Origin of the sequence: Nostoc sp., from assembly GCF_036917455.1 — a bacterium.
Lineage (GTDB): Bacteria > Cyanobacteriota > Cyanobacteriia > Cyanobacteriales > Nostocaceae > Nostoc.
Map to the genome: position 1 here is coordinate 1 of NZ_JBALDK010000024.1, position 12,757 is coordinate 12,757.

Annotated in this window: 9 protein-coding genes; 4 read left to right on the forward strand and 5 right to left on the reverse strand. The window is 42.9% G+C overall.

Features of this window, described 5'->3' with window-relative positions; genetic code table 11:
* The first annotated feature begins 279 nt into the window (after positions 1 to 279).
* Complete coding sequence (locus V7K42_RS02640; RefSeq protein WP_334913274.1) at positions 280 to 1,089, forward strand: PEP-CTERM sorting domain-containing protein; 810 nt, start codon at positions 280 to 282, stop codon at positions 1,087 to 1,089.
* A gap of 352 nt (positions 1,090 to 1,441) precedes the next feature.
* Here V7K42_RS02640 and ebsA read toward each other — a convergent pair whose 3' ends face one another.
* Positions 1,442 to 1,816 (reverse strand): type IV pilus biogenesis protein EbsA, encoded by a 375-nt coding sequence (gene ebsA, locus V7K42_RS02645; protein ID WP_094332152.1) that lies wholly within the window; start codon positions 1,814 to 1,816, stop codon positions 1,442 to 1,444.
* A 622-nt stretch (positions 1,817 to 2,438) separates the two neighbouring features.
* Between ebsA and V7K42_RS02650 the strand changes: the two genes are divergently transcribed.
* Positions 2,439 to 3,845, forward strand: a complete 1,407-nt coding sequence (locus V7K42_RS02650; RefSeq protein ID WP_334913276.1) for a glycosyltransferase — start codon at positions 2,439 to 2,441, stop codon at positions 3,843 to 3,845.
* Positions 3,846 to 4,010: 165 nt separating this feature from the next.
* On the opposite strand, the gene V7K42_RS02655 is transcribed toward V7K42_RS02650, so the two are convergent.
* The gene (locus tag V7K42_RS02655; RefSeq protein ID WP_334913278.1) at positions 4,011 to 6,116 is read right to left on the reverse strand and encodes a DNA polymerase III subunit gamma/tau; all 2,106 of its coding nucleotides are present in this window, start codon (positions 6,114 to 6,116) and stop codon (positions 4,011 to 4,013) included.
* A gap of 385 nt (positions 6,117 to 6,501) precedes the next feature.
* Here V7K42_RS02655 and V7K42_RS02660 point away from each other — a divergent pair, with 385 nt between their 5' ends.
* Entirely contained in the window at positions 6,502 to 7,188 is a 687-nt protein-coding gene (locus V7K42_RS02660; protein ID WP_442938511.1) for a hypothetical protein, read from the forward strand.
* A 171-nt stretch (positions 7,189 to 7,359) separates the two neighbouring features.
* On the forward strand, positions 7,360 to 11,244 hold the full coding sequence (locus V7K42_RS02665) for a CHAT domain-containing protein (RefSeq protein ID WP_334913281.1): 3,885 nt from the start codon (positions 7,360 to 7,362) through the stop codon (positions 11,242 to 11,244).
* Positions 11,245 to 11,353: 109 nt separating this feature from the next.
* On the opposite strand, the gene recR is transcribed toward V7K42_RS02665, so the two are convergent.
* The 3 genes from recR to V7K42_RS02680 form a co-directional block, all read right to left on the reverse strand.
* Complete coding sequence (gene recR, locus V7K42_RS02670) at positions 11,354 to 11,911, reverse strand: recombination mediator RecR (RefSeq protein ID WP_334913283.1); 558 nt, start codon at positions 11,909 to 11,911, stop codon at positions 11,354 to 11,356.
* A 134-nt stretch (positions 11,912 to 12,045) separates the two neighbouring features.
* The gene (locus V7K42_RS02675) at positions 12,046 to 12,420 is read right to left on the reverse strand and encodes a hypothetical protein (RefSeq protein WP_334913285.1); all 375 of its coding nucleotides are present in this window, start codon (positions 12,418 to 12,420) and stop codon (positions 12,046 to 12,048) included.
* A 2-nt stretch (positions 12,421 to 12,422) separates the two neighbouring features.
* The gene (locus V7K42_RS02680) at positions 12,423 to 12,626 is read right to left on the reverse strand and encodes a hypothetical protein (RefSeq protein ID WP_334913287.1); all 204 of its coding nucleotides are present in this window, start codon (positions 12,624 to 12,626) and stop codon (positions 12,423 to 12,425) included.
* Between the last annotated feature and the right edge of the window lie 131 nt (positions 12,627 to 12,757).

Genomic DNA, 12,757 nt, shown 5'->3' on the forward strand with positions numbered 1-12,757 from the left:
GGGGTCATGCTTAAAACTGCTGGAATTCATGTGCAATAGACATTTTGGCAGTTTTTGACTCCTCTTTTCTCAGGCTTTGTGAGAAATCCGGGTTATGAGGTGATTGTCTCCGACACGCTCCGCAAACACAAGAATAAAGATCGCGATTAACAAGGCTTTCTATTGCTGATGAAACTTCCACCACAAGCTTGGGAATAATAAATCGTGCCTGAGAAATATTTTAAATAAATCTCGGCTTTTAGGTGTGTTTTTATCGGCGGTTCAAGGAGCCAATTGTTAATGAAAGTAAGTTCATCAGGGACTAAGCTAGGTTGTGCATTTGTTAGCAGTAGTTGTTTAGCGGCAGTAATCATCGGTTTTAGTGGAGTCAGTGCTTCGGCTGCTCAATTCATCACAATTGAAAGCACTGGCACATTATCAGGAACAATCGAACTTCCTAGAAATAATCCCAATTTCAATAACAGTATTACTCGTATTGATACGGATGACACTGGAACTTATTACCGGAATTTAGGTACTAAGAATAATCCTAATTATGTTCCTGTATACCAGTCAGATTATTTACAGGTAGAAACACGCTCTGATGGAAGTCTGCATTACTTTGTTGACTTTAAAGGTATTCCCTTTGTCTCCTTTGATGGTGTTCTGACATCGCCGATTCTCTCTGGTGGTCAGTTGACTCCCTATAAATACCAAGGACAATTAGCCGGAACCAAATTTCAAGGAGTAGTTCAGGATGAATTTAATTTCATAAAAGCCTTATACACTGGTACTGTTACCGACCCAGACACCGGAAAGCAGTATCAGGGCACTTTTGAAGTGAGCGGATATGGGGAGCGATATAGCGATCGCAATGGTAGCTTAACTCCCACAGTCTTTGATTTTCAGTCTGATATCCCAGGTTCGCCAACTGTAACATCCTTGACCATCACTAACGCTACTCTTGCGAATTTAAGAATCAAAGTACCTATTGATGAAACTTCTATTCCAGAACCCGCTAGCATTCTCGGAACTTTTCTGGTAGCTGGTTTTGGTATGATTTTGAAACGAAAAAAAGACATCGGCCCTAAGAAAGTATTGGGCGATTAGAAGTCGCTACTACACAAAGCTTACCCGCATTTCTCACAAGCTTGGGGGGAAAGAACTTGGTATTTGAACTCTCCTCTGCTCCCCTGCTCAAGCGCAAGCTTAATCGAGATGTGGTGAGAAATCCGGGCTTAGTCTACAGAGGTGGACTAATACAAAATCAAGGGTTTGCTTAACCTGCGGAGGCACGTAAAGTCTTGTGTAGCCAAGACTTATATTTACCTTGGAGAGTAATAAATTCGACTTTAAAAACATCTTCATCAGAAGATGTTTTTAAACTGAAAAGTTGATAAATTTCATAATTCAGAGTAGTTTTAAAAACGAGCCGAACTAGCAAAAGTTCGGCTGAGTTTAATTAATCGTCTATACGCAGTAACTTGCGGTAAAACGGTTGTGAAAAATCGGTCAAGCGATGGCGTTTATAGTTTTCCATAACTTCAATCAAAAAATTAATAAACTCGAAGCTAGCCATCATTAGTTCGTAACTCAGATCGGCATTGCCATCAAACTGAATTCGGCAACGGGTTAAGTCTGAGGGTAAAGTGGCAACATTCCAGGAGGCTACGAAGGGTATATGTTCACTAGCTTCTATCTTTCGGTGTCCCTCCAAAACCCCTTTTTGATAAAGACTGATGGCATAGGGTAAGAAATTGCGCTTAGTGCCCTGAACGTAAGGTAAGTAAACACTGGCTTGTTGTTGGGTAGCAGGCTGGAGTTGCTCAATAGACATTGTTAAATATTCCTCAAGTTAGTTGGCAACTAGGGATATTAGTGGATGTTAGTAGTGTTCCCAAAAGATGTGTCTAAAGCACACAGTGGTCAGTGAAGAAGGGAATAACTGACAGGTGATAGGTAATTCTTTGTCACCTCTCTATAATCCCAATGCTCCTAAATGAAGTTACTGCTAAGAAATATTAAAATTTCAGTTACAATAAGGCTGCATTAACTTAGATCGAAGCTGGGCGCAATAACATGACATGAAAAATCCCCACTATTAAAGTTGTGGATGTTATTATTGCTGTTTCTCCCAACAACAAGCTGCTGTTATCTTGGTATCACTTTGCCTAAACCGGAATTCTCATTGGAGAAAGTCAGACTCTACAAGCTTCCTGCCCAACTGGCTATCAAAGGAATCAAGCCTCTGTCTAAGAGTAGGAAACGTGGTTAATGCTAAGTAATTACCCAGAGTGGCAGTGACAAAAAAGGTAGTCCCAGCAGCTTTTGGCTTAAGGATAGCGGGTATTGCAGTTTGCCCATTCCGATTTAAATCGGGAAAAGTAGCTTAGGGATATTTGTCCGTAAAATTACTAACTGTAGACAAATACTGGTTTTTGAATCAAGCAACCTAACCTATGCCAGCGAATTCCTGGCCCGAAGAAGATTCTTATCAAGAGCTTGATCCGCTCAACTCCTTGTTGTCTGACCTATCAGTAGATGAGGAGCCAGTGTTAGAGACAGATCCTGTGTCTCTAACATCCCGGTTTCAAGGTCGTAGACGTAAGGCTGCTCTAGTCTTGACCGTTGTCTGGAGTAGCACGATCGCTCTACATTTAGTTTCTTGGGCTTCTATATTTATTCTAGGACTGACCACCATTCTAGGATTCCATGCTTTGGTGGTAGTGTTTACTAAATCCCGTCGCTATCCAAAAGAAATACAGGGAGATTTGCCCTTTGTATCTGTGCTGGTAGCTGCGAAAAATGAGGAAGCAGTAATTACCAAATTAGTCAAAAATCTTTGTAATCTGGAATATCCAGGTGGGCAGTATGAAGTCTGGATAATTGACGATCACAGCAGCGATCGCACGCCGGATTTATTAGCAGAACTAGAGCAAAAACACAACCAACTGAAAGTACTAAGGCGTTCAGCAGAAGCTAGTGGCGGCAAATCAGGGGCATTGAATCAGGTGTTGCCACTGACAAAGGGCGACATTATAGCAGTATTTGATGCTGATGCCCAAGTCGCACCAGATATGCTGCAACAAGTAATACCTTTATTTCAAAGAGAAAAAGTGGGGGCGGTGCAGGTGCGAAAAGCCATCGCCAACGCTAAAGAAAACTTTTGGACTAAGGGGCAAATGGCCGAAATGGCCCTTGATACCTGGTTTCAGCAACAGCGCACTGCCCTTGGTGGTATTGGCGAACTGCGGGGCAATGGTCAATTTGTCCGGCGTTCAGCCTTGGAAAGCTGCGGTGGCTGGAATGAGGAAACCATTACCGATGATTTGGATTTGACAATCCGCTTACATTTGGAAAAATGGGATATTGAGTGTGTTTTCCATCCAGCAGTGCAAGAAGAAGGTGTGACAAATGCGATCGCACTTTGGCATCAGCGCAACCGTTGGGCAGAAGGCGGTTATCAACGCTATCTAGATTACTGGGATTTAATTCTCAAAAATCGCATGGGATGGCGCAAAAGCTGGGATTTGCTGATTTTTATGCTGATTATGTATATCTTACCTACAGCAGCAGTACCAGATTTATTAATGGCGATCGCGCGTCATCGTCCACCAATGTTAAGTCCCATTACAGGTTTATCCGTTACCATGTCGATGGTGGGAATGTATACAGGTCTAAGGCGTATACGTCAAGATCCGAAATTCTCACTTTCTACATATTTGCTGATGCTAGTGCAAACTATTCGTGGCAGTTTATATATGTTGCACTGGCTAGTTGTCATGAGCAGTACTACTGCACGCATGTCGGTAAGACCAAAGCGCCTAAAATGGGTGAAAACATTGCATACAGGACATGGGGAATAGCCCCTTTGGGGAATTAAAAATGACGCTCTCTACGAGACGCTAAAAACGAACGCGGACTCGCTCTAAGCGTTGGTGTAGCCTATCGTAGAGAAGCCATACCAAAGGCTTTACGCTGCGCTAAAAGAATTAAAAATGCAAAATTATTGTTGGTAATTTTGCATTTTTTTATTCATCATCAACTTCTGATTCTTCTATCCACTCAGGTGTAGTTATGGAATCGGAGGATTCTGGGAAATCATCTGCAAAGCGGATAATTTCTCCGTTGAAAAATACTGCTAAACGTTGAGCTGCGATCGCTACTTCATCAACTTCCCAATCGGGTGCAGGTGTTCGCTGTGGCGATGGAGGCAAAGTTTGCGCCCCATTTCTATTTACCCCATTTCCATTTACACCATTCCTATTTACACCATTTCCGTTGCTTGCTGTCGGCTCGGTTTTTAGTGGCGCTGGTGTCGCTACTGGCGCTGGCGTTGCTGGCTGTGGTACTGGCGCTGGAGGCGAAATTTGTTGGTTGTAACTGGGAGTTGGTGGTTGCTGAACGCGAGTAGATTCTTTTGGAGGAACTACACTATTCCCACTCACAGAAGCATTCTTAGACTGGTTTTGAGCCCAAATAACCTTTATCTTTTGTTGGTAAAGTTTTTCAAATGCCGCTTCAATTTGCGCCGATTTTGGTTGAGCAAACTTAACTAGCGCTGGCGGCATCCACACTTGAGCAACATTATCATTCATAGTTAATAAGCGTCCGTGTTCCTTAAATAGGGCGCGACTTCCTGGATGTGTCAGACAATCAAGCACTTGCTGCCAAACTTGAGTTAAATCGGATTGTGCTGCCTCAATAACTTGCTCTATTGGTGCTACTGGGGGTATCGATTGTATGGACGCTATTAGTGGCCTCTCTTCAGTGGCTGGTGGAGGAACAGGTAAACTTGCTGGGGGTAATGATACTGAGTTACTAGAAGAAGTGTTATTTGCTGGCAAGGAAACTGCGCCAGATGAAATAACGGGCTGATTTTGAGCAGCCGCTACATGATTGTTTGTAGAATTATGATTTTTTTGCGGTTCAGCTATCGGTAAAGAAGAGACTGCATGATTTTGGGGAACTGCTGAAGGATAGCTAGGAGAAACAACAGGTGAGTTAACTCGCGGCGCGACACTTGGGGCTTGTGGCTGAATATTCGTCGCACTCGGTAACAATCCTAGTAATGTTACTTCTAACCATAAGCGCGGCTGGGTGCTATTTTTAATTTGCACTTCAGCTTCTCGCAGGTGTTTCTGTCCTGCCAAAATCACGCTCATATCGAAGTATTGAGCAAACTCAACCAGCGCCGTCCAGGTTTGCTGAGTACAAGCAACCAAATCGTGGCGGTTGGGTGCAGTTTTGGCAATGAGTAAATCGCGGTAGAATGCGGCGAGGTTTTGCAGGAGAGTTAGGGGTTCTCGACCACGATCTAGAATGTAGTGAGTACAGTCTAGAACCGCTTCAGGTTTATCTTGAGCGATCGCATTTAAAAGCCCCAGTAAGTCCTGTTCGCTTACCGTCCCCACCAAATCCCAAACTCTATCCGGTGTCACTTCACCCGCTAGCAAACCCAATTGATCGAGTAAACTTTCAGCATCCCGTAATCCTCCCTGAGAAAGTTGGGCGATGAGGGTTACAGCATCGGGTGAAATATGAATGTTTTCTTTAAAGGCGATCACACTTAAATGCTTAACCATCGCCTCTAATTGAATGCGTCTAAAATCAAACCTTTGACAGCGCGAAATAATTGTTGGTAACACCCGTTGCGGGTCTGTTGTCGCCAATACAAAAACTACGTGCCTCGGTGGTTCTTCTAGGGTCTTAAGTAGCGCGTTGAATGCTTGGGTACTGAGCATGTGGCATTCATCGATTACATAAACTTTGTAACGACACTGCACAGGGGCAAACTGGGCTTTTTCAATCAATTCGCGGATATTATCGACACCAGTGTTGCTAGCGGCATCGATTTCAATTACATCTAAGGCATAACCCTTGGTGATTCCCTGACAAACATCACACACGCCGCAGGGTTCAGCAGTGGGGCGATCGCTTTTGAGACAATTGAGGGATTTAGCCAAAATCCGGGCACTAGAAGTTTTTCCCGTACCTCTTGGCCCAGTGAATAAATAGGCGGGGGCGATTTTGGATGTGCCGATCGCATTCGTGAGGGTGGTAGCGATCGCCTCTTGTCCCACCAGTTCAGCAAAACTTTTGGGGCGATATTTGTGGTGCAGGGGTTCGTAAGACATGGAAAAATAGACTTCAATGCCTTTCAATGTGAATTAGTAGCACCGAGTCGAGTTTAGGATTCAATTATTTTAAACTCTCGTACCTGCTATGTTTATCGATATTGCCATAGCGCTTACACTCAACTAATGCCGTCAATTTTGGCACTCAGGAAAGCAAGCAACTAGATCATATTCTTGACTATGATTTCAACATCAACGTATCGGAATTATAGCATAGCATTTAGTACATTTGTTCTATTTAAAATTGGGGGGCAGGGGAAAATAACTCTTGACAAATGACTAATCACTAATGACTAATGACTATACGTTTTATTGACTGAACTAACGCCATAGTCCAGTGCGATCGCTACAATTTTAGGATAAGCAAAACTCGATGGTGCAGCAGATGCTCAAGCGGCTATTTCAATGGCTCAAAAAGCTTTTTCAGAGCTTGTTTGGTGGAAAACAGACTACCTCAAAATCTAGAGGAAATATCCAAAAAGAACCAGCACCACCCCTAAGCGATACGGATCTGGAATTTCTCTTTACGGAGCTGTTGCAAGGAGTACATCAAGCACGAGGGGAAGCCTGGGCGCAAAAGTGGCTGCATAATATTGAACATCGGATTACGACTGAAGACTGGGTTGAGTGGTTAGAGCGCTTTGGCGAAAAATTGCTAGCATCACCTACACCCAATAATGAAATTGCTGCGCGGTTAGTACAACTGGGTGAGTTGAACATCGGAGAAATCGGAGATGTCGCCCATAGTATTGGGATGCAGTTGTTAACACGCAATCAAGGCGAACCAATTTGGGAATATGAAGGGCCAGATGCGATTAGCACGATTTTACCATCTGAGACAACTGCCCCCATATTAGAGTCAGCAGATGCACCACAGAATCCCCCAGAGGGAGAATACCAAACTGTCACCCTAGAAGAGTTGTTTGTGATGTTGCAAGACGATGAAAACTTACGCCAGCAGATTGCTCAACAACTTGCCGTTGAGACAGACGATCCACAAGTGCTTGTCCAGGCATTGATCGAGCAATTATATCCAGCTGGTCAATCGACTACAGAGCAAACAGAAAATTAATTGAATCGGGGAATTGTAACGTTGTAATACTATACTGTTGAATGTTTGTATATTTTTTGCTAACCTGCGACGGAAGCGCTGTCCCAATCTAATGGATTTTTACGTAATTGATGACTTTTTTAACACAACGATGGCTACAATCTAGAAAAACAAAATCCAATAGTGTGGCAGATGCTCAGGCGGATATCGCAGTCGCTTAAAAGGTTTTTAAAGCGCCTCATTGAAAGTAAGCAGGCTAGTTCTTTCAAGGGTGCGAGAGGACACAATCTGGTGGAGGTACTACCAGAACTAACCAATGCCGATTTGGAACAATTATTTATCCAATTGTTAGAAGGCGTGCATCAAGCACGAGGACGACAGTGGGCATTGAGGTATCTGCAACGGGTCGAAAATCGGATTCCGGCTGAACGCTGGATAGATTGGTTGGTGATGTTTGGCGAAAGCTTGCTAGCTTCACCTGCACCGAATCCTCTTTTAGCAGCCCAGATGGTGCAATTGGGGGAACTTGGTGTTGGCAGAATTGGAGATGTTGCTTATGACATTGGCATCCGAATGATGCAAAACTCACCTACACAGATAGAGTATGAGGAGAATTATCCCGAAGAGGACTTAGAAATCACTCCAGAAGAATATGGGGTAGAAATCACTCCTGGAGAAGAACTGATCCACAACTTAGGTGAGCAGTTATGGGAGTCTGATGAGCCAGATGTCATAGAAACTACTCCTGGGCAAGAACTGATCCGCAATTTCGGCGAGCAGTTATGGGAGTCTGATGAGCCAGATGTTGGAGAAATCACAACCGATGAAGAAATTATCCCAACTTCGCCTGGGCAAGAGCTAATCCGGAGCTTAGGTGAGCAATTATGGGAATATGATGATGTGCCAGATGTTGAACCGATCGCGTCAGCGCCTGAAAATGCTTCTTTTGAGGAAAGATTCACCGAGAATTCAGAGGAATTGGTATTGGAGTATGAAAGGGAAGAAGCCCAAACCACAATACCCGAAAATCTTCCTCTCCCCGCCAAGGAAGATTCAATCACCTCATTAGCCCAAGTGAGGTTCGATGATGAAGAAGTTATTCAAAGTACAACAGGAGCAAATCTCCTTTCTACAAGACAAAGAACTGAATTAACAACTTCTCCCTCAGTGGAAACCTGGGATAACGCTTTGACAAATTTAGAGCCAAATGTGGCTAATACATTAGATGAGTTGTGGGTGAGATTGGATCAGAGTACCAATTTAGTCCAGCAACTTGCTTCTAATTTGGCAGTTCAAAGCAGTAATTCTCCTGGTATTATTGAGCGACATAGCGATAATCCGATTACCCACGCTCAAGGGTGGTTTTACCAAGGTCTAAGCCAAGCGAAAACAGGAGATTTATTAGGCGCGATCGCATCTTACGATCAAGCTATTGAACTTCAACCAGAATTTTCAGAGTATTGGTTTAATCGAGGCTTGACACTGTTCCATTTAGAACGTTTTGAAGAAGCGATCGCATCTTACGAAACCGCCATAGAACTGAAACCCGACTTCTACAAAGCTTGGTACAACCGGGGTGGAACTCTCGGAGAATTAGGATATTTTGAAGAAGCGATCGCTTCTTTTGATAAAGCCATAGAAGTAAAGCCAGACTACCAAGAAGCGTGGTCTAGCAAAGGTTTGGCGCTGCTGAAATTAGGTTGGCTACCCGAAGCAATTGTTAGTTATGACCAAGCCCTGTATTTTGAACCAGAAGACCAGGAAAACTGGTATCACCGAGGCATAGCCTTAGCTGTAGGCGAACAATTTGCAGAGGCAATTATATCCTACGACAAAGCCCTAGAAATTAACCCAGAGTATCACGAAGTTTGGATAGATCGGGGTGTAGTGCTGTTTAATTTAGGAAGGTGGTCAGAAGCGATCGCTTCCTGGGATAAAGCCCTTTCAGTTCAAGCCGACTTCTACTTAGCTTGGTACAACCGAGGTATAGCGTTAGATAACTTAGGTCGTCGCCAAGAAGCGATCGCCTCCTATCAACAAGCGATCGCCATTAAACCCGACTTCCATCTAGCTTGGTATAATCAGGCAGTAGCGCTGTTTTATCTAGAACAATTTACCGAAGCGATCGCTTGTTATGACAACGCTTTGGAAATTAAACAAGATTATTGGGAAGCTTGGATTGGTCGGGGAACTGCGATCGGTAATTTAGTAAATTCTGACGCATTGCGGAATTTCTCAAGTAATATCACAGCGATAAATCCCGACTTACAACAGGGTGGCTACGAAGGAAAACTAGCCAGCTACGAAGAAGGGTTAAAGCATCTGCGAACAGATACCCACCCAGAAGGTTGGGGGAGATTGCATTTGGCGATCGCTAATACTTACTACGAGCAAGGCAAAAAACATACTAATCCCCGCGATTATTGGCGCAAAGCTGCATCTGAATACCATCAGGCACTATTAACCCTGACACTAGAATATTTTCCCCAGTTCCACCTAGAGGTTTTGCAATCTCTAAGCAAAGTCTTGATGGGTTTGGGACAAACAACACAAGTCCAAGAATTGCTGCAACGCGGTACAGATTTATTGCGACAATTGGTGAGTGAAGAAACTCGCTCATCCGAAAGTAAAAAACAGCTATCTTTGAAATTTGCAGGCTTCGATCAATTGGCAGTTGATTTAGCAGTAGAGTCTGGTGATTTAGTAGAAGCCTGGGAAATTGCCGAACAAGGCAAAAATGCTTGTTTAAACTGGCTAATTTCTGGCTGGAATGATAATATTTACTCGCCCTATTATGGTGCAATTCAAGAACTATTCAATCCTACAACAGCAATTATTTACTGGCATATTAGTCCAGTCGCCCTGCATACTTTCATTCTCAAAGACCAAGCGCCATCACCAATCCTCCTATTTACACCCATGCAAGATGCTGGGGGAATACCTTTAGGAGAAGACGCTATCCGTCTAAACGAATTGCCTTTACCCGAAGCAGTGCAACGCCTAATTGAATTTGAAACTTGGCTCGAAGATTGGCATCAACAATACCAAGAATATCGCACCACAGCCCAAGACAAAGAAAGTAAAAGCCAGCATTCTTGGCGAGTGGATATGGAACATAAATTGGTGGAGTTGTATGGGATATTGAATATTTCCACAATTTCCCAGGAACTCGAAGGCATCACCCAACTAGTTTTAATTCCTCACCGCGACTTGTACAGATTGCCCATTCATACCCTTTTCCATCTCTCTTCCCCATCCCAAGAAGAGTTGCCGAATGTGGAGTCAAATTTCACTGTTACCTATCTGCCTAGTGCCCAAACAGGTTTATCAATAAGAACTGAAGATATTTGGCAGTGGCAAAATCAGTTATTGCTCAGTGTCGAACATCCTGAAAGTGCAGCTTATCCTACAGTAAAATTTGCTAAACTGGAGTCTGAAGTTGTTAGCCAGATGTTCAATAATATCCAACGAATTCAGGGAGTAGAAGCTACAAAAAATGTTGTAGAAAATGCCTTTTTTGATAGTTACAATATCTTTCATTTTACGGGGCATGTCACTAATAATTTGGCTGAACCCAAAAAGTCAGAATTAGCATTAGCAGGTGAAGACAAACTCACTCTAGATGAAATCGTCCAACAAAATCTAGCAAGTTACAACCTTATTACTCTCTCTGCCTGTGAAAATTTAAGTACTAGTAACTACACTACCAGTAGTGAATATGTGAGTTTAGCCAGTGGTTTAGTGAGTCACGGTGTCCCTCATGTAGTAAGTACTCTGTGGAGCGTAGAATCTTCAGCTAGTGCCTTGGTAATGATAGAGTTTTACCGGAGATTACAGCCTAATAAATCAGCAGTTACTGCCTTAGCTGAAGCAACACTATGGCTGAAAGAACTAACAGCTGGAGAACTAACAAAATGGTATGAAGATATCTTGAATAATCTTCATCCTGAAGAATTACGAATTCAAACTTATTTAGCGACACAACTATATAGAAATAGTAAGATGGCATCAGATAAAAATCTTTATAATCATCCTTACTACTGGGCAGCATTTACGATTACAGGTAAACCGAATTAATCCTTTGAAACTTAATCAAAATAATTCGTCAGTTAAGAAATAAAAAGAAAAAAGGTAATCCCCATAAATTTAGGGGATTTTATAAAGCATATTGTTTCACAGTATGTCGCTAATCTAACTCCCTACGTCCTTCTAATGCCCTTGCCAGGGTCACTTCGTCGGCATACTCCAAATCACCACCTACAGGTAAACCAAAGGCAATCCGTGTCACCTTGGTAAATGGTTTCAGTAGCTGACCTATATATAGTGTTGTTGTCTCCCCTTCTACACTCGGACTAATTGCCAGAATCACTTCTTGAGGCTTTTGCTGATTTACCCGTCGCTGCAAAGGCAGTATAGTCAACTGTTCTGGTCCAATTCCATCAATTGGCGAAATCACCCCGCCCAAAACGTGATACTTGCCTTTGTACTCGCGGGTTTTTTCCAGCGCAATCACATCGCGGGGATCTGCTACAACACAGATAGTATTGTTGTCACGATTGGCATTGCGGCAAATTTCACAAACAGGTTCAGCAGATAAGTGAAAGCAAACAGAACACAAACCTATCTGTTTTTTTGCCTCAATTAAAGCTTGTGCCAAAGCTTCTACTTCTGCTTCTGGTCGCTTCAAAATATGCAAAGCTAGTCGTTGGGCAGATTTAGGGCCAACTCCTGGCAGGCGTTGCAATTGCTCAATTAACCGTGCTAAAGGGCGTGCGTAAACCGTTGTCTTATCTCCAGAATGTTTTTACCTTAACTATGATGACATTTTTAACAAAATATAAAAGACAATACAGAGGCAGCCTAATGAGGCTTACTTATTCAGATGGGAATGTTTGGATTCGATCCTGGCGTGCATCGGTTATTTACTCCTGCTTGACTGTTTCCAGACAAAATCCAATTCGGTAGTGAAGGGTCAGTACAGGTAATTTTAACTATAACAATTTTTCCTGCCTTCGATTTTGTGTTAAGTAGATCCCCTTTGCATAAACTTGCACCCTCTGCCACCTTCTGGAACTTACTTCCAGGTTGTTTTCGTTCTACCGTGCCATCTTTTATACTTTGTATCTGTCCGATTTTTTGGCAAGATGCGGCAACTGCTTGCATTCCAGTGATATTTATATTCCCGCTCATCCACCACACAAAAATTGCAAAGATTAGGGTTAAAACCTTCAAAATATAGAATTTATATTGCATTATTAATCATCTCCTTTTTTAGTTTCCAAACACTGTTGAGCTTGCAAACATCGCTTTGCCATGTGAACCCATGCATACTCATCCGCGTTATATTCAGTAGCAAATGCAAGACATTTTTCCCACTCCAAAAGCGCATTTTTCTTGTCATTCTGGCGTTCCCTGATTTGTGCCATAAGACAGTAAGCAGGTGCGCTATCGCTTGCCAAGTTAATAGCTTCTCGAAGGTTGTTTTCCGCCTCTACGTCATCCGTGAGAGGTTAGAATAAAGCGCCTTTTGTCAATCAGCTAAAATACTCAAAACAGTCTTAACAAGAATGATAATCGTGTATGGGGAGAG